The following is an 18,011-nucleotide window of genomic DNA, read 5'->3' on the forward strand; positions in this document are numbered from 1 at the left end:
AGACGAACTTTAAGGGGCCGTGTTGAGGCAATGGGCAAAACCCCTTTCGCTGCCTAAAGTTTCTCTGCTAATGAGCGCAACGCTGGTGGAATTGCCCATCGATCATTTCCGCCTGTTGGGGGTGAGCCCTTCAGCCGAAACAGAGTCGGTGTTGCGGACGCTGCAGTTGCGTCTTGATCGCTGCCCCGATCAGGGCTTCACCCATGAGGTCCTCATGCAGAGGGCTGAATTGTTGAGGCTCTCTGCCGACCTCTTAAGCGATGCGGCGCGACGGCAGGACTACGAGAGCACCTTGCTCAAATTGAGTCGTGAGCATCCCGAAGAGACGGCGGGTCTGGAAATGCCTTCCAGCCGTGAGGTTGCCGGTTTGATGTTGCTCTGGGAGGCCCACGCCCCGCACGAAACCTTTCAGCTCACCCGCCAGGTGCTGCAACCCCCGCAGGCACCTGCCCTGGGTAGTGGTCGAGAATCGGACCTGGCCCTATTGGCGGCCTTGTCTTGCCGTGATGCAGCTCGCCAAGACCAGGAGCAGCGCCGCTATGAATCCGCCGCCGGGCTTCTCACCGAGGGACTGCAGTTGCTCCAGCGCATGGGCAAGCTTCCCGATCAAAGGCGGCGGCTTGAAACGGACTTAGAGCAGCTCACTCCTTATCGAATTTTGGATCTGCTGAGCCGTGATCTGGCGGAGCAATCAGCCCGGCAAGAGGGACTGGTGATGTTGGAAACCTTTGTCCAAAATCGCGGTGGCCTGGAGGGGGGTGCTGCTGAATTCACAACGTCTGGCATGGACCAGGGCAGTTTTGAGTTGTTTTTTCAGCAGATTCGACGCTTTCTCACGGTTCAAGAGCAAGTTGATTTGTATGGACGTTGGGAGCGGTTTGGCTCCTCTGATGCCAGTTTCCTTTCCGTGATGGCCTTGGCAGCCGCTGGATTTTCCCAACGCAAGCCTGAGCGGGTTCAGGACGCACGCGGAAAACTTCAAGCCCTGGTTCTCGTGGGGTTAGATCTCAATCCAATGCTGGGTTGCATGGATCTCCTGCTCGGTGATGTGGAGCGGGCGTTGGAGCACGTGCATGCCAGTCCGGATGTGGAGTTGCAGGAATGGCTGGAGAACCACCCCAGTGACGATCTCGCGGCCCTGTTCGATTACTGCCGCAGTTGGCTTGGCCGGGATGTCCTCCCCGGCTATCGCGATGTGGATGCCCAGGTTGTTGACCTGGAGGCGTGGTTTGCCGATCGCGATGTGCAGGCCTATGTGGAACGCCTTGAGCGCAAGGAGGGGAGAAGCCCCCTTACGCCCGATCCGCCTGCCGCAACGGACGCAGACACGGATTGGAACTTTGGCAATCTCCCTCCACTCGGGCTGGATCCTGAGGGCACCATGCCCCTTTCACTCGGGGAGGCGGAACCCTTCTCTGAGGACAGCGCCAATCCCGGGGGGGAGGAGACAAGGGGGCGTGGGTTGCGCCGGATGATTCCCGCGGCCTGGACAAACCTGAAGCTCCGCCGTCCGTCCCTGTCGCGTTTGTCGATGTCCCGGCTGTCGATGTCACGACTGTCCATGTCTCGGCTGTCTCTGCCCCAGCTCTCGCTTTCTCGGCTGTCGATGAAGAGGCCCTCATTGCCCGAATCCAGGCGTTCTGTGTTGATCGGCTCCGGGGTGGTTGCGGTTCTCGTGGTGGTGGGATTCAGCCTGGTGGGGCTGAGGCGGGAGGCCCAGCAGGAGACGGCATCCAGCCCAACAGCAACTCCCACCGCTGATGCGCTGTCTTCTGATGCGCTGTCTTCTCAGCCGAAGGCCACCCTCAAGCAGGAGACCCCTAAGGCCAATGCGCTGATGGCGCCCCTGGATGTGAAAACTCCCAGTGAGGTTCAGTTGCAAGCTCTCCTCCAGGCATGGCTGGATCTCAAAGCGACGGCGTTGCTCCAAGAGGGGGGTACGGAATCTCTTGCAGAGGTGGCCCGTCCTGTGCTTGTCGGTCGCGTGCGTGATCAGCAAGCCGCCTTATCAAGGGATGGCCTCGTCCAAAAGGTTCAAGCGTCGATCACCTCGATTCAGACGGTGAGTTCAACGCCATCTCGCATTGAAGTGAGGGCACAACTCACCTATCGCGATCAGACCATGAACGATCAGGGGGAAGTGGTGGATGAGACTCCAGCAGGCAACTTGCCGGTGACGTACATCCTTGGCCGAGATCCTGAGGGCTGGCGTTTGCAGGCCTACATCCCTGGCTAACCCTTTCCTTTCAGCCCTTCACTTTCAACCCTGCACTTTCATCCAAGAAGCAGGACTTTTACAGTTGGTTGAAGTGCTGCGCGGACGCCCTCCATGTTTGACGAGCTTTCAGCCCGTTTTGAAGATGCCGTCAAAGGTCTGAGAGGCCAGGACTCCATCTCCGAAACGAATGTGGAGGGGGCGCTGAAGGAGGTCCGTCGGGCGCTTCTTGATGCGGACGTGAGTCTGCCGGTGGTCAAGGATTTTGTCTCCGAAGTCCGCGAGAAAGCAGTTGGTGCTGAGGTTGTTCGTGGTGTAACACCCGACCAGAAGTTCATTCAGGTTGTGCATGAGCAGCTGGTCGACGTGATGGGCGGCGGCAATGCTCCGCTCGCGAAGGCCGACCAAGCGCCCACGGTGGTGTTGATGGCTGGCTTGCAGGGGGCAGGCAAAACCACGGCGACGGCCAAGTTGGGGCTTCATTTAAAGGATCAGGGACGCAAGGCCCTGATGGTGGGGGCGGATGTGTACCGCCCTGCTGCCATTGAGCAGTTGAAGACCCTCGGCGGTCAGATCGGTGTGGATGTCTTCAGTCTTGGGATTGAGGCCAAGCCTGAGGACATCGCTGCGGCCGGCTTGGCGAAGGCGAAACAGGAGGGGTACGACACCCTCTTGGTCGATACCGCTGGCCGTCTGCAAATCGACTCCGAGATGATGGAGGAGATGGTCCGGATTCGCAGCGCCGTGCAGCCCGATGAGGTGCTGTTGGTGGTGGATTCGATGATCGGCCAGGAGGCGGCCGAGCTCACCCGCGCCTTCCATGATCAGGTGGGGATCACCGGCGCCGTGCTCACCAAGCTCGATGGTGATTCCCGCGGTGGTGCGGCGCTATCGATTCGCAAGGTGAGCGGTCAGCCGATCAAATTCATCGGCACGGGCGAAAAAGTGGAGGCTCTCCAGCCTTTCCACCCTGAGCGGATGGCGAGTCGCATCCTCGGGATGGGGGATGTGCTCACGCTGGTGGAGAAGGCGCAGAAAGAGGTTGAACTCGCAGACGTTGAAAAAATGCAGAAAAAGCTGCAGGAGGCGTCGTTTGATTTTTCCGACTTCGTGCAGCAAATGCGCTTGATCAAGCGCATGGGCTCCCTGGGGGGGCTGATGAAAATGATCCCGGGAATGAACAAAATCGACGATGGCATGCTCAAGCAGGGAGAGCAGCAGCTCAAGAAAATCGAAGCGATGATCGGTTCGATGACAGAGGCGGAACGCACGCAGCCCGAGTTGCTGGCCGCTCAGCCCTCAAGGCGCCGACGGATTGCCTCCGGCTGTGGCTATCAAGCGGCTGATGTCGACAAAGTGCTGGCTGATTTCCAAAAGATGCGCGGGGTGATGCAGCAGATGACCAAAGGGGGCGGGATGCCCGGAATGCCAGGAATGGGTGGAGGTGGTTTTCCCGGAATGGGTGGAGGGATGCCAGGCATGCCGGGCATGCCTGGAATGCCTGGCATGGGTGGTGGAATGCCCGCTGGGCAGCCTGGAGCAGCTCCCCGCCGGCAGCGCCCCTACAAGAAGAAGAAGGGGTTTGGTCAGCTTTGAGTCAACGGCACGGTAAGTTGGTAGCTCAGGGCAACTTTTTGCTGCGCTGAATTCCACCATTAAGCAAGCGCCACGATGATCAAGCTCCGCCTGAAGCGGTTCGGTAAGAAGCGGGAAGCGAGTTTCCGCCTCGTGGCCTGCAACAGCACGTCACGCCGAGATGGCCGCCCCCTGCAGGAGCTGGGTTTTTACAACCCACGCACCAAGGAGACTCGTCTAGACGCCGAGGCTCTTCGCGTGCGCCTCAGCCAGGGTGCTCAGCCCACCGATGCCGTTCGCTTCTTGCTCGAGAAGGGCGGACTGCTCGAAAAGTCTGTGCGACCTGCTGAGACCATCGGCAAGTTGAAGCAAGCTGCTGCTCGCGAAGCGGCTGTGAAGCAGGCTGCCAAAGATGCGGCAGAAGCCAAGGCTGCAGAGGCAGCAGCGGCCAGTGAAGCTGATGATTCAGCTACCGAATCAACCGAAAGCTGATCAAACCCATGCCCGAAGCTGCCGCAACAGGTCGCTTCGTCCTTGATCTACCTCACTCTGAAGCCGCTCTCGCGTTAGCAGGATCGGCTGAACAGACCCTGCATCAATTGGAGGCACTCACCGGTGCGTCCCTTGTGATGCGGGGTCTTCAACTTGAAATGTCTGGCCATCTCGTCCAGATCGAACGCGCCGCTGCGGTGGTTGAGTTGGTCCGCCCGATTTGGCAGGACGGCCAGGCGGTGTCTCAGATTGATTTGCAGTCGGCTCTCGGTGCTTTAAACACGGGCCAAGGCGAGGATCACGTCGCGATGGGCGATCAGGTGCTTGCCCGAAACCAAAAGGGCAACCTTCTGCGTCCGCGCACCTTGCGTCAGAAGAAGTACGTGGATGCGATGGAGCGCCACGACCTCACCTTTGCGCTCGGTCCAGCTGGTACGGGAAAAACGTTTCTCGCCGCCGTGTTGGCCGTGCGCATGCTCACGGAGCGCAAGGTTGAGCGCTTGATTCTGACCCGGCCAGCGGTTGAGGCCGGTGAGCGGCTTGGCTTTCTTCCTGGCGACTTGCAGCAAAAAATTGACCCCTATCTCAGGCCCCTCTACGACTCCCTGCATGCCCTGCTTGGACCCGAAAAAACCACCTCTCTACTCGAGAGAGGTGTGATCGAAGTGGCTCCTTTGGCCTATATGCGAGGCCGCACCCTCGCCGGCGCGTTTGTGATTCTTGATGAGGCTCAAAACACCACACCGGCCCAGATGCGGATGGTGCTCACGCGTTTAGGGGAGCGCTCACGCATGGTGGTGACAGGTGATGTCACGCAGCAGGATTTACCGTCTGGGCAGTTGAGTGGCTTGGTGGAAGCGGCCCAGGTGATGGATGGGGTGCCTGGTGTTGCCGTTTGCCATCTCACCGCGGCTGATGTGGTGCGCCACCCGTTGGTGCAACGCGTGGTGGAGGCCTATGCCAGCTTTGATGAACAATCTCACCCACAAAGAGGCGCTGATTTGAGCCCGCTCGAGGGCCCTGAGTAGGGATCAACAACGGCACGTTGTTTGTTCCACCTGTTTGGAATTGATAGGGGGATCCACACTTCTGCAGCAGGCCATTCCCTTTTCTCGCTGGCAAGATATAGGGAGTCTTCAGTGAAAGGCATGCCAGCCAGCAGTAATTTTCAAGAGGCCATCCGCGAGGCACAATCCAGTGCTCTTGTTGGCCCCAATGTTGTCAATAAAGCCCTGCCTTATGTAGGCGGCGGCATGGTTCTCACCGCCGCAGGTGTTCTTGGTGGTATGTCCACCTTGAGCGCTATGGGGATCCAGGCATTTCAAACTCTCTCGTTGGTTGCGATCATCCCCTGGTTCATCCTCTTTTTTGTTGCACAAAATGCGGCAAAAAAAGGGAATAATTCAACTGCTCTCCCCTTACTTGCCACGTTCAGTTTGCTCACGGGTTTCACCCTTACGGGTTTAGTCCTTCAAGCCGTCGCTGTTGTTGGAGCTGCTAATCCTGGTAATGCCTTGGCTGGAGTTACAGCAGTTGGAAGCGCGGCGTTAGCCACTGGCATTACCTTTGTAATTGCTTCAGTCGTCGGCCGTCGCATGAGCGACAGCGTTGGCCAGGCACTCACTGGAGTCGTTGGCATTGGTCTGATTGGTCTGATCATCGCCATGGTGGTTCAGGTGGTTGGAGGCCTTTTCACCGGAGGTGGCTTCGGAGGTTCGGGCTTTGAATTGTTAATTGCCGGTTTCGGAACCGTGTTGTTTGTGGGAATGGCCTTCGTGGACTTCTACACGATGCCTCGCACCTATCGCGATGATCAGTATCTGGCAGGTGCGTTGGGAATGTATCTCACTTATATCAACCTGTTCATCTTCATCTTGCGCCTGATCATTGCTCTTCAGGGTGGTGGTCGTCGCGACTGATTGGCCTTGACTGATCAAGGGTCATTTCACGCTGTTTGTTTCATCCCGGCTTCGTCCGGGATTTTTTATGGACAGTGTGTGTCGGCCTGTAAGGAATCAAGGCGCCGGGAACGCCCCTTTGCTCTATTGAGAGTTCGAGCTTGGCGAGGCCATTCATGCGCAACAGCAGTGCCGAGCTAACGCCAAATGATCAAGGGAATCATCAAGGGAATCCACGGGTCCAATTCATTCTGCGAATCGCCATTGCTGCCGCCTTAGGCGGCTTTTTGTTTGGTTATGACACGGCCGTGATCAATGGGGCGGTGTCTGCCATTCAGTCCACCTTTAATGCGTCGGCGGTGAATCTTGGACTTGCCGTGTCGTCAGCACTGCTGGGGTCTGCAGCCGGTGCTTTGGGTGCTGGTTGGCTGGCGGATGGGATTGGACGTCGCCGAAGCATGTGGCTTGCGGCGATTTTGTTTGTGGTGAGTGCCCTGGGCTCTGCCTTGGCGCCCCGATTGATTGATCTGGTGGCATGGCGCGTGATTGGCGGTGTGGCGGTGGGTTTTGCGAGTGTGCTTGCGCCGGCCTACATCGCTGAGATTTCTCCAGCGGAGATGCGGGGCCGCACGGGCTCTTTGCAGCAATTGGCGATTGTGCTGGGGATTTTTATCGCGCTTCTCAGTGACTATTTATTGGTCCTTGCCACTCCGGATCAGAACCCCCTGTCGAATTTGGGGCCGATGGCGGCGTGGAGATGGATGTTGATCTCAGAGCTGGTTCCTGCAGTGATTTATGGAGCCTTGGTGTTGCAGATACCAGAAAGTCCTCGCTATCTGGTGCAAAAAGGTCGAATTGAGCAGGCCCGTGTGGTGATTTGCAAAACCCTGGGTGAGCCAACACAGCCAGTCATTGATCGGATTCAGTTCAGTCTTGGCAACCATGAAGGGAGCTCCATTGCTGATCTTTTTTCCAGGCGAACATTGTTTTTACCGATTATTTGGACAGGGATATTGTTGGCGATGTTTCAGCAGTTTGTGGGAATTAATGTCATCTTTTATTACTCAAGCGCCTTGTGGAAGTCGGTGGGTTTCAGTACCACAGATAGCTTGATTATCACGGTGATCACTTCAGTCACGAATGTCGTGACGACATTCCTGGCGATCCTCACGATTGATCGATTGGGGCGTCGTCCCCTGTTGTTAATGGGGTCCGTCGTGATCACGATCAGCTTGGGGCTGATGAGTTGGGCTTTTGCTGGAGCTCCGATCGTGAATGGTGCGCCTGTGCTTTCAGGGGCTTCCTCATGGGTGGCCTTGATTTCAGCCAATGTTTTCGTCTTTGCTTTTGGCTTCTCTTGGGGACCGGTGATGTGGGTCCTCTTGGGAGAGATGTTCAATAACCGCATTCGTGCCCTCGCCCTGGGTTTGTCTGCCACCGTGAATTGGTTGGCCAATTTTGTGATCTCCACCACCTTCCCTGTCTTCCTTGAGTCGTCAGGACCCTCTCTGGCCTATGGCCTATATGCCACGGCTGCGGCGATTTCGTTTTTCTTTGTTCTATTCATGGTGCGGGAAACCAAGGGCCGGGAACTGGAGGATATGGTCTGACCGGTTTTGTCTTTTGGATGAGGGTTCCCTTGGCTTTGCGTGGTTTCACAGGTTGTGGCAGAGCGTTTCTTGTGGCTGCCTTGGCACTGCTGTCTCCACTGGAACCTCAGCTTTTCTGGGCGGAAGAGCCTAAAAACTCCACGGATGAAGTCTGGCAAGTGAGGCCTCAACCGTTGTTGCATCACTGGTTGGATCTCCCTGACTGGGTTTCGATTTCGTTGGGATATGTCAATGAAATCAATGGCAATCCTTTCGGAGGTTTGCAGCAGAGCGCTACCTACACGCACAATCTTTCTTTAAACACAAGCTTTTCCTCTGGGTTTCGTCGTCCAGAATCTGAATGGGATGAATTTGATGCATGGAAGTTGGTGATCAATGCGTCTCAACGTTCCGGTACAAGCCTGTCTGAAAAGATCCCGAATGCGCAGTCTGTTCAGCAAATTTTTGGCTATGGGCAAACGTTCCGACTCGCTGGTCTTTGGGTTGAGCGCAATCAAAGCGAACCAGGCTTGCTCAAAGTAAAGCTTGGAAAAATGGCAACATTTGATGACTTTGCTTCATCACCGCTGCTCTGTTACTACAGCAATAATGGCTTTTGTGGCCAAATCTGGGGTGTCCCTAATTCACTCCCCGTGGCGGCTTATCCCGCTAATCAGTATGGAGCGGTGCTCCATTTAGGTGATAAGGAGCGTCATACCTTGCGCTATGGAATTTATCAAATGAATCCGAAAGGATTTGAGCCTGGATATCATGGTGCTGACTTGCAGATTTCACCGTCTGCCAATGGTCTTGCTCAGTTTCTACAGGTTGATATTCCCTTTGCAAAGCGATCCTCCATTCCCGTTAAGAAATTAGAAAATGGTCATTTAGAAAGTGTTCCTGAAGATGAGAAGGATTTCGATTATGTGTCGGGCCTCCCGACCCCCGGGCTGCAGTTGGGTGGTTGGTTAGGGCGATGGGATTTTCCTCTTGTGAAGGATCCGCTCCAAATCTCTAAGGACAACAATGGCGTTTATGGACTGGTGTCTGTGCCCATGACCCTCAACAACTTGGTGTTGGACGGACAGCTTTGGGCGAATGCATCGCTTGGATTGAATTCCGATGTGCAGCAGATTCCGATGTTTTATGCCGGTGGTTGGGTTGGGAAAGGATTATTTCGGAATCGCCCCGATGACACGGTGGTGCTGGGCTTCTCCCATGCCAGCTGGAGTCCATCGGTGCCGACAGATCAGGTCTGGGAATCAATTGTTGAATTGGGGTATCAGGTTGCTTTAGGTGACAACGTGACCCTTCAGCCAAACCTTCAATGGGTGTTCAATCCTTCAGGGACGGGTTCGGTGCCGGATGCGTTGGTGTTCGGGATGCAAATGTCTTTCTTGTTCTGATTTAAACGTCACGCATTTAAACGTCACGCATTTGAACGTCACGACTTAGTCGGCGACCGCTTCAATCGCCCGTGCAATCGCTTTCTTCTGGTTTGCGTCGTATCCCCAGCGATCGAGAAAAGCCACATCCTGTCCTTGATCGTGGCTTGCTGCTGCCAACAAGGTTTCTAAGCGTGCCTTGACGCTGTGGGGTTCGAGTTGGCGTAACAACTCGGTGCAGCGCAGGTTGACGCGCTCCGAACCTGCAGCTTGCAAGTCATCCGATTGCTTGCGGTGGTGCACCACCATCGCGGCACTCATGGCGAGATTGCGAGCGGTGAGATCCACCACTCCTTCACCACAGGAACGCAGTTTGCCCACAAGGGCTTCAGGCAATCGATCCATCAGGGCACTGTCTCCAGCCAGGCTGACCACAAAAAAGCCCCGCGCTCCATCGCGACTGGCCACAAGCTCCCCGACCCGATCGGCAATCACTTCATCACTGATTTCTTCTTGATCCCATTGCTGGAGCCAGACAGCGGCGATCTCCATCGCTTGTTGAAAGCTGGGCGCTGGCACGGAATCCGAAACGTGTGGCTCTGTTTCTGACGGAACAGTCGAGTCCTGATCAGTCATGGTGCGGAGGTGAGAGCTCCCAGCAGATTAGGAAGACAAGGCTTGTGCAGACGTTCCTTCTCGCCAAAGTAAGGACAAGCCGTTGATGAAGAGTGGAAGAGCAACAAGGTCATGATCTGAATCTCAGGCTGCCTGCTGGGCATTGGCAGGCGTTGCAGCGTCATTGTCAGCAAAGCGGCGAGACGCTGAGCGCCGTGGTTCGCAAAGCGTTGGCCGATTACCTCGACCTCGACCATCACACCCTTTGGCAGCTCTCCACTTCCACCGCTGTTGTGGAAGGGGTTTTTGGGGGTGCCCTGCTGGTGAAAGACCTGATCGACCACGGCGACTTTGGTCTGGGCACCTTTGAACAACTCGATGGCGAGGGGGTTCTTCTCGATGGCGTCTGTTGGCAGGCGAGGGCCGATGGCAGCCTGATCCAGGCCCCGCCTGAGGAGGCCATTCCTTTTTGGGTGGCGACCCATTTTCAGGCTGAGCATCAGATGCGTGTCTCTGACATCGGCAGCATTGAGGATCTCGGCGGCCGCATCGATCCGGTTCGCCCTGGCGCCAACTTGTTCGTGGCGATCAAGATCCAAGGCTTGTTTGAACAGGTGGAAATGCGATCGGTGTCGAGGGTGCCTGAAGGGATGGGCCTACTCGAGGCTTCAAAAAACCAAACCATGGTCCGCCTGGAAAAGGTGTCTGGAACGTTGGTGGGGTTTTGGAGCCCTGCGCACACCACCAGCTTGAACATCCCTGGGTATCACTTTCATTTTTTATCCGACGATCACGGCAGCGGTGGTCATGTCTTGGATGTGAAAGCGGATTCGTTGAACGTTGAACTGGACTTTCAATCGAATCTCCGGTTGGCGCTTCCAGAAACCAAAGAGTTTCTTGAGGCTGATCTCTCCCGTGACATCAGCGAGCAACTCCACACCGCAGAAACCAAACCCCAGCAATCAGCTGATGAAAGCGCAGACTTAACCCATGGTTGAGTCTTCCTCTCGTTCGTTCACAAGCAGTACGCCTGAGGGATTTCGCTCTGGTTTTGTGGCCCTGATCGGCCGGCCCAATGTGGGGAAGTCCACGCTGGTGAACCAGCTCATCGGCGACAAGATTGCGATCACCTCGCCCGTGGCTCAAACCACCCGCAATCGGCTGCGCGCGATCCTCACAACCGATGAAGCCCAGCTGATTCTGGTGGATACGCCCGGCATACATAAGCCCCATCACCTCCTGGGGGAGCGGCTTGTTCGCAGTGCTCGCTCAGCGATTGGAGAGGTGGATCAGGTGCTGCTCTTGCTGGAGGGAAACGAGGCCCCAGGACGGGGTGATGCCTTCATCGTCCAACTGCTGCGTCAGCAATCCTTGCCGGTGCAGGTCCTGCTTAATAAGTGGGATCTGGTCCCACTGGAGCAGAAGGATGCGGCCGATGCGGCCTATCGAGAGCTATTGGCTGACACCGATTGGCCGCTGCATCGTTGTAGTGCTCTCAGCGGAGACGGCTGCCCCGAGTTGGTGAAAGCGATCAGTTCGTTGATGCCCGAGGGGCCCCAGCTGTATCCATCGGACATGGTGAGCGATCAGCCCGAACGTTTGCTGATGGGAGAGCTGATCCGTGAACAGGTGTTGCTGAATACGCGCGAAGAGGTGCCCCACAGCGTTGCCGTGAGCATTGATCGGATTGAGGAGATGCCTGCCAAGGGCAAGGGCTCTGGGCGAACGGCCGTGTTGGCAACGGTGTTGGTGGAGCGCAAAAGCCAGAAGGGAATCCTGATTGGCAAAGGGGGAGCCATGCTCAAAACGATCGGCCAGGGCGCTCGCTTGCAGATGCAGACCTTGATCGATGGTCCGGTGTATTTGGAGCTGTTCGTGAAAGTGGTTCCCGATTGGCGAAGCAAGCCGGCCCGACTGGCGGAGTTGGGATACGTGGGCGATTAAGTGCTGGTTGCTGCGCCTGCGAAGATGCAAAGCATGAGCGATCAAACTCCGTTCCCTCCGTCAGATCTCGACGGTTTTCTTGCCCTCTGCGTGGGCCGTTGGATGAGCTTGCGTAGCCGCTTTCTGATCAATGCCTCCGAGCAGGAATGGCATAGCAGTGAACGGGGCGAGGTTGAGGTGTCGGCTTCCGTGGCCTCTGGCGTGCCCTGTTTGGACGTGACGCCCGCCGAGGGTGGCAAGAGCACCCTCGCGTTTCAAGCCGATGGGTGTCTTGCGATCGAGGCAGGCGGCACCGAGCAGACCGGGCGTTGGCAGCTGCTTCCTGATGCCAGTCTCGAGCTCCGCGTCCAAGCCAAGAATGGCGACCAGGTGCTGGAGCGTATTTGGTTCACCAAACCCAATTTGCGCCTGCGCAGCACCACGGCGGTTGGTGAGGATGGCCAGCCCAGGCAGGGCAGTTTTTGCTCGGAGATAAGGCGCGTCAGTCGTCCGCAGAGCTGAGATCTGATGGCTCCCTATCGCCTCGATGTGATCAGCTTGGCGCCGCAGGCCTTTGCGCCATTGCTGGAGGTTGGGGTGATCGGTCGTGCCTTTGGGGCCGAGATTGCGGAGCTGCACCTTCACAATCCTCGCGATTACGCCATCGACCGTTACCGCAAGGTGGACGATCTGCCTTATGGGGGTGGGGCCGGCATGGTTCTAAAGCCGGAACCAGTGTTTGCGGCCTTTGAGTCGGTACCGGTTTGCCCACGACGGCGGGTGCTGTTGATGTCCCCCCAGGGGCAACCATTGCGTCAGGTTGATTTACAGCGCTGGTCCAAGGATTACGACCAGTTGGTGTTTCTCTGTGGGCACTACGAAGGGTTTGATGAACGGATTCGTTCCTTGGCTGATGAGGAGGTGTCCATCGGGGATTTCGTGCTCACGGGCGGTGAACTCCCGGCGATGACGATCATCAATGGGGTGGTGCGCTTGCTGCCAGGCACGGTGGGAACGCCGGAATCCTTAGTGGAGGAAAGTCATAGCGATCTGTTGCTTGAGCATTCGCATTACACCCGCCCGGCGGATTTCCGTGGCATGACCGTGCCTGATGTGCTGCGCAGCGGGGATCATGGTGCCGTTGCGCTGTGGCGTCAGCAGCAGCGCGAGCAGCGCACCCAGGAGCGTCGGCCAGATCTATGGAGCCGTTGGCAGCAGGTTCAAAATCCACCGCCCCCTGCTGATGAGGCACGCCATTCCTAATTTCGGTGGTTTCTGCTGTGAAGGCAATGCGCCTTTACACCGATGGCAACGCTGCACGGCTGCCGCAAACTATGGGCATCGAGATCGGAGGCGCTTTGACAGACGACACTCCACCTGAGTTATCAGCAGAAGCAAGCTGACTTCAGGTCCCTGCTCCAACAGTCTCAACAAGACGTGGGTTGTTCCTTTGGTAGGCAATGCCTTGCGCGCCACGCCAATCGATGCTCCAACTGCACCGTCCTAGGTGCCCCAAGGAGAAAACGACCCCACACCTAGAGCCCCGGCCCCAGGTGATCCTGCAGACAGTCGCTTCGCACCACTCTTTCAGTTCACTGTTTTCGATACGAGGTTCAGGCTTCCGCGATACAGATTCACTGATTAATGGTCTGCGATATGCATAAACGAGCGAGTTAGGCCGTCTTTCCTATCTGGGAGGGGCGGCCTCTCTTCATGGAGGCCTTCACTGAAAGGAAGCTCTATCGAGTTCCTTATCAGTAGCTCAACCGATCGTCGTTCAACTAGTACAAGAATTAGCCAAGCAATCTAGACCCAGTATTCGTCGCCCCCTCCTTGCACTTGGAGAGTGGGCGCTCATCTAGGGCTCACTACCCAAATGCATGCAGGCCTAGCTCCCAAACCCAAGGCCTGTCAAAACGCGCCAACAAATTAGCTGCTAAGGCCAATACATTCTCTTTGCGTTGATTCGCACGGATCAGTCGTTACGACGCACTTTGATTAATGCACTCTCACGAGATAACAGTAGTCCAGGCCGCGCGGCTCTGGAGGGGAAGCCGGCATTTTATTCGCCGCTCTGAAGTGTCTGAATCACTGTCAGAAGTTAATTGCTGAATTGAAAAGCGCTCGCTCTTTGGACTCTTGCCGGAGGATCGCTCTTCGTCTCATCAAGTATCAGTTACAAAAAATCTCCGTATGTCTCCTCCCGAGACTCACTGAAAGGGGAAACCTGCGCTCGCTTTTCAGTTAAATGGAAGGAATTTTTCTGGGAATGATTATGAATCAATTCTACCAGTGATCAATCTCCTTGTTATTTCATTGCCGGCCTGAGCTACAATGCATCAACTGTGCGATATCATATGATTTGCACGATCTGGCATTTGAGTTTTTTTGAATATGCATGCTAAAAAAATAAAATTTGTTGCCTTGACTTCCTATATTGTTTTTCTTGCTGTGGTTCTGCTTACGGCCACTTCGTATGGAGAAAAATCTGTAGTCACTGATGTCTCTACTTTGCAATTAGCTTTGTGCTCTATGGTTGGTTCGATTATTGCAATAGCTATATTTTTTCAGAAAAATTCTCTGAATTTCTCCGCAGTTTCTGTGTGGGTTGTCCTTGCCTTTGGATGTGCTTTTCTAGCAATGGATGATGCATTTATGTATCACGAACGATTCGATAAATTGATTCACTCACTATTTGGATGGGAGGAGACTCGGTTGAGTGACCGGATTGATGACATTCTTGTTGGAGCGTACGGGTTGTTGGGCATGACTTTTATTCTCTTGAAAAGGAGCTATTTTGCCTTTTCTTCAAGATTTATAAATTACGCTAAATCCGCTTTTTTGCTTTCGGTTTTGATGGTCTTTTGCGACAGTAAAGGGTTTGGACTGGTTGACGGATTGATTCCGATTATGCATCATTTAGAGGAATGGACAAAGCTGCTTGGAGGGGGCTGTCTGTTTGTGGGCATGCTGTGCGCGCTAGAGGACATTCTCAAGGCGAGAAAACTTCTTTTTTATTGATCCCAAATTCTGTCGAGAGGTTCATAATCTTAATGTATCCAATAATGGAATAGATTAATAGTCTTTCTCAGTATTTGCTACTGTAAAGAGGAACTCTTGCTTCTTGGTCGTGCAGATTGACGGAAGCTTCTATGAAATATTATTCTAAATAGACGCTTGGCTGTGTTGGCTGAAATAGTCGCGTGCTATCAATTGTTGAAGGAAGTGTGCTTGGGCTACGGTGATGACTGACAGCAGGATGTCGAAGGAAGCAATCAGAGCGTTGCTTGAAATTGCTAAATTAATTGCCTTAAGTGATGGAAATATTTCAAAAGAAGAAGAGCAACTGATTCTCAGCCTGCCTGAGCAGATATTTGCCAATACGATTGAGAATGAACTTGCTTTCCCTATTAAAAGTTCATCGCTCAGTATCAAGGAGATTGCTGGGGCGTTATCAAGCCATGAGAATCGTTGTCTTGCTGCACGAGTGGCCTATCTCGTTGCTGCTGTTTCAATGCAGCCCCGTGATCGCAGCAAGATCAACTCTGATGAGCGACGAGTTTACCAAGAACTCATTCAGGAGCTCAATCTTTCGAAGGGTGATCTGGAGGTAATCGAATCCACAGCAAAGAAACAACTGAATCAAAATCGCTCCCCAATCAGGCTTGTGCTGGATTTGATCTTCGGGGATGAAAAATTGCCCGATCTTCTTATTGAAAAGCTTTATTATGCTGAAGGTAGGCAGCATCATGATCATCCGCTTCATGGGTCTTATGAAGGCCTAGCGGCAATGTCAGATTTTTAATGTGACAAAGTTCTCTTCAGTACTATCGATTGCGGATTCAGCGTTAGCTTGTTTCTTTTTTTAGAATTAAACTGGCGAAGTGTCTGCATGGCCAAAAGAGCTAATGCTGTTTTAAACATTGATAGAATTTAATTTCGCTTTCTCCCTGATTCCACGCTAATTGGTAAGCTAGTGAGTCCTCATTTGCAGAAGGGAGGATTGTTGCCAGCTGGTATCAGCACCTTTTGTTGATTCATTAGGAGTTGCAGATGAAATACAGCAATGAGGCGCTATTTCTTATGCCAACCGGATTCTGAAAACCCAAATTTCTGGCTCCTCGTTGCTTGTCAGCGTCTGGCCTGTTGATCATCGGTTTTGTAGTCTGTGGAAGATGATGTCGTTGGGGAAGAGGCACTTTGACGCATCTTTGAGCGATTCTCTGATTCGCTGGTCTTTCTATTTGGTTCAATTACGAGTTGGCTGTTTCGGTGATTCCTCGCCCCGTATTATTTCTATTTCTCAAACGTTTGAAGCTGCCTTGATTTTCTTGTAATCGCTTTCGTGTCTCTTTTGGTTCGCTTCGCGCAATTTGTGTTGCTCGTAATATCAACCTTCACAGAGCTGTTCTCCTGTTGTTATGCGGCTGAGTCAGCTTGATTCGTCCCGTTTTGCACTCTCTTGATGGCCTCTTCGGTTCCTACTATTCGAATTGGTAACGGCTACGACATCCACCGTTTGGTGCCGGGTCGACCCCTGATTCTTGGCGGTCAGCAGCTGGAGCATCCAGCAGGGCTAGGCCTCGATGGTCACAGCGATGCAGATGTGTTGGTGCACGCGATCATGGACGCCCTGTTGGGGGCGTTGTCTTTGGGTGACATTGGCAAATATTTCCCTCCCAGTGATCCCCAATGGAAAGGAGCCGACAGCCTCGTGCTCTTGGAGCAGGTTGTGGCTTTGGTGAAGGCACGCGGTTGGGGTGTGGTCAATGTGGACGCGGTGTTGATCGCCGAGCGGCCCAAGCTCAAGCCCCATATTGAGGCGATGCGATCGGCGATTGCCCTCAGGATTGGGATTGCTCCAGACCAGGTGGGTGTGAAAGCCACTACAAACGAACAGTTGGGCCCTGAAGGCCGGGAAGAGGGAATCTCATGTCAGGCCGTGGCCCTTTTGCAGGCGCTTTGATGCCAAGCCTTCCGCAGCGATTCCAGCCGCTAATGATTAGGGTCACCACCCTGATATGCGTTGTTTTGGTGCTGGTGGGTCAAACGGCGGATGTGCGGTTTGCTGCGTTTGCGGATCCAGAGGGTGGTTACGACGTTGCGGTGATTGAGCACCTGCGCATCTCTGTTCCCTCCCATGGGCGCAAGGCGTGGCTGGAGGCGGAGCGTGGCAGCTGGGAGCCTTGGTTGGCGCAACAGACGGGATTTCTCGGTCGCGATTTGCTTTGGGACCCTGAAACGGAAGAGGGCACGCTTTTGATTCGCTGGTCGAGTCGGCAGGCTTGGAAGGCCATCCCCAGCGACCAGGTGGAAGAGGTTCAGGCTCGTTTTGAGCAGCTCGCGCGCGACGCCATGGCGCTGCCTCAGGCGATGGATAATCCCTTCCCTCTGGTCTTTGAAGGAGAGCTGTTGCCCCCATGAGCAGCGCTGACGTCCGCCTCGACTGGCAGCGGAGCGATCGACTCGGCATCAGCGAAGCGATCTGGGGTCTGCATAAAACGGTGGACCAGATCGTGGCCATTCTTGAAGCCTTTGCGGCCAGGGATCAGCCAGCACTGGTGACGCGAGTGGATGAGGCCAAGGCCGAGGCGGTCCTCAAGCGATGCAACACAACGCTTGTCCGTTTTGAGGCCCGGGCCCGATGTTTAACGTCGGGAACTCCGCCGGCGTTGCGACCGGAGCTTGGGACCGTGACGGTTCTCAGTGGCGGCACCAGCGATCTCCCGGTCGCTGCAGAAGCGCAGCTGGCCTTGCAGTGGCATGGCATTCAGGCAGAGCTGTTGCTGGATGTGGGGGTTGCCGGGTTGCATCGGCTCTTGGATCAACTCCCGAAACTTCAGCAGTCGTCGGTTTTGATTGCTTGCGCTGGTATGGAAGGAGCCCTACCCACCGTGCTTGCGGGCCTGTTGCCCCAACCGGTGATCGGTGTTCCCGTGTCGGTGGGCTATGGCGTGAGTGCGGGGGGCCGGGCCGCTCTCGATGGAATGCTTGCGAGCTGTGCTCCAGGCCTTGCGGTGGTCAATATCGACAATGGTTACGGCGCCGCCATGGCGGCGTTGCGAATTTTGCAACGACGCGTCTGATCCAGATCAGCTACTTCAGCGCGGGGACAACGGTTTAGGGCTGTTCCTTGTGCTTATGCCCTAAGCGTGACAGCTCATCACTGTGCTGGTCGCATTCCACATTGCGGAGATGGCAAACCAGTTCGATCAGGTCACCTTGATCGAGCTCACCGTTGGTCTGCCACTGCATGGCCCTGGGGTCTAAGCGTGGTGCAGTGGAGGTCAAGGCTCAACACGGTGAGTAGTGATTTAAA

The 18,011-nt window shown here is 55.0% G+C and carries 18 protein-coding genes; 16 read left to right on the plus strand and 2 right to left on the minus strand.

Features of this window, described 5'->3' with window-relative positions; translation table 11 throughout:
• The first annotated feature begins 70 nt into the window (after positions 1-70).
• The 7 genes from DXY38_RS06970 to DXY38_RS07000 all read left to right on the plus strand — a co-directional run bounded on the left by DXY38_RS06970 (position 71) and on the right by DXY38_RS07000 (position 9,175).
• Complete coding sequence (locus DXY38_RS06970; protein ID WP_170952883.1) at positions 71-2,236, plus strand: ARC6/PARC6 family protein; 2,166 nt, start codon at positions 71-73, stop codon at positions 2,234-2,236.
• A 93-nt stretch (positions 2,237-2,329) separates the two neighbouring features.
• Positions 2,330-3,811, plus strand: a complete 1,482-nt coding sequence (ffh, locus tag DXY38_RS06975; RefSeq protein WP_115071014.1) for a signal recognition particle protein — start codon at positions 2,330-2,332, stop codon at positions 3,809-3,811.
• Positions 3,812-3,886: 75 nt separating this feature from the next.
• On the plus strand, positions 3,887-4,282 hold the full coding sequence (gene rpsP, locus DXY38_RS06980) for a 30S ribosomal protein S16 (RefSeq protein WP_006854593.1): 396 nt from the start codon (positions 3,887-3,889) through the stop codon (positions 4,280-4,282).
• A gap of 8 nt (positions 4,283-4,290) precedes the next feature.
• Complete coding sequence (locus tag DXY38_RS06985; RefSeq protein ID WP_115071015.1) at positions 4,291-5,310, plus strand: PhoH family protein; 1,020 nt, start codon at positions 4,291-4,293, stop codon at positions 5,308-5,310.
• 120 nt (positions 5,311-5,430) lie between these two features.
• Complete coding sequence (locus DXY38_RS06990) at positions 5,431-6,201, plus strand: Bax inhibitor-1 family protein (protein ID WP_115071016.1); 771 nt, start codon at positions 5,431-5,433, stop codon at positions 6,199-6,201.
• 155 nt (positions 6,202-6,356) lie between these two features.
• Positions 6,357-7,790 carry a sugar porter family MFS transporter gene (locus tag DXY38_RS06995; protein ID WP_115071017.1) on the plus strand — a complete coding sequence of 478 codons (1,434 nt, stop codon included), beginning with the start codon at positions 6,357-6,359 and terminating at the stop codon, positions 7,788-7,790.
• Positions 7,791-7,807: 17 nt separating this feature from the next.
• Complete coding sequence (locus DXY38_RS07000; protein ID WP_115071018.1) at positions 7,808-9,175, plus strand: carbohydrate porin; 1,368 nt, start codon at positions 7,808-7,810, stop codon at positions 9,173-9,175.
• A gap of 45 nt (positions 9,176-9,220) precedes the next feature.
• Here DXY38_RS07000 and DXY38_RS07005 read toward each other — a convergent pair whose 3' ends face one another.
• On the minus strand, positions 9,221-9,790 hold the full coding sequence (locus DXY38_RS07005) for a hypothetical protein (protein ID WP_115071019.1): 570 nt from the start codon (positions 9,788-9,790) through the stop codon (positions 9,221-9,223).
• Between the two features lie 92 nt (positions 9,791-9,882).
• Between DXY38_RS07005 and budA the strand changes: the two genes are divergently transcribed.
• The 9 genes from budA (at position 9,883) to larB (ending at position 17,778) form a co-directional block, all read left to right on the plus strand.
• Entirely contained in the window at positions 9,883-10,767 is an 885-nt protein-coding gene (gene budA, locus DXY38_RS07010) for an acetolactate decarboxylase (protein ID WP_115071020.1), read from the plus strand.
• On the plus strand, positions 10,760-11,713 hold the full coding sequence (gene era / locus DXY38_RS07015) for a GTPase Era (RefSeq protein WP_115071021.1): 954 nt from the start codon (positions 10,760-10,762) through the stop codon (positions 11,711-11,713). Before budA ends, era begins: the two co-directional genes overlap by 8 nt.
• A 24-nt stretch (positions 11,714-11,737) precedes the next feature.
• On the plus strand, positions 11,738-12,214 hold the full coding sequence (locus DXY38_RS07020) for a phycobiliprotein lyase (protein ID WP_006854582.1): 477 nt from the start codon (positions 11,738-11,740) through the stop codon (positions 12,212-12,214).
• A gap of 6 nt (positions 12,215-12,220) precedes the next feature.
• Positions 12,221-12,955: a tRNA (guanosine(37)-N1)-methyltransferase TrmD gene (trmD, locus tag DXY38_RS07025; protein ID WP_115071022.1), complete on the plus strand. Its 735-nt coding sequence runs from the start codon at positions 12,221-12,223 to the stop codon at positions 12,953-12,955.
• A gap of 1,125 nt (positions 12,956-14,080) precedes the next feature.
• The gene (locus DXY38_RS07030; protein ID WP_136988043.1) at positions 14,081-14,713 is read left to right on the plus strand and encodes a hypothetical protein; all 633 of its coding nucleotides are present in this window, start codon (positions 14,081-14,083) and stop codon (positions 14,711-14,713) included.
• 223 nt (positions 14,714-14,936) lie between these two features.
• Positions 14,937-15,497 (plus strand): TerB family tellurite resistance protein, encoded by a 561-nt coding sequence (locus DXY38_RS07035; protein WP_115071024.1) that lies wholly within the window; start codon positions 14,937-14,939, stop codon positions 15,495-15,497.
• A gap of 660 nt (positions 15,498-16,157) precedes the next feature.
• Positions 16,158-16,658: a 2-C-methyl-D-erythritol 2,4-cyclodiphosphate synthase gene (gene ispF, locus DXY38_RS07040; RefSeq protein WP_115071025.1), complete on the plus strand. Its 501-nt coding sequence runs from the start codon at positions 16,158-16,160 to the stop codon at positions 16,656-16,658.
• The gene (locus DXY38_RS07045) at positions 16,658-17,116 is read left to right on the plus strand and encodes a TIGR03792 family protein (RefSeq protein WP_115071026.1); all 459 of its coding nucleotides are present in this window, start codon (positions 16,658-16,660) and stop codon (positions 17,114-17,116) included. The genes ispF and DXY38_RS07045 overlap by 1 nt, the downstream gene beginning before the upstream one ends.
• Positions 17,113-17,778 carry a nickel pincer cofactor biosynthesis protein LarB gene (gene larB / locus DXY38_RS07050; protein WP_115071027.1) on the plus strand — a complete coding sequence of 222 codons (666 nt, stop codon included), beginning with the start codon at positions 17,113-17,115 and terminating at the stop codon, positions 17,776-17,778. The genes DXY38_RS07045 and larB overlap by 4 nt, the downstream gene beginning before the upstream one ends.
• Positions 17,779-17,812: 34 nt before the next feature.
• On the opposite strand, the gene DXY38_RS13670 is transcribed toward larB, so the two are convergent.
• Entirely contained in the window at positions 17,813-17,983 is a 171-nt protein-coding gene (locus DXY38_RS13670; RefSeq protein WP_170952879.1) for a hypothetical protein, read from the minus strand.
• Positions 17,984-18,011: the final 28 nt, after the last annotated feature.

It is taken from the genome of Synechococcus sp. UW179B, assembly GCF_900474245.1.
Classification (GTDB): domain Bacteria; phylum Cyanobacteriota; class Cyanobacteriia; order PCC-6307; family Cyanobiaceae; genus Synechococcus_C.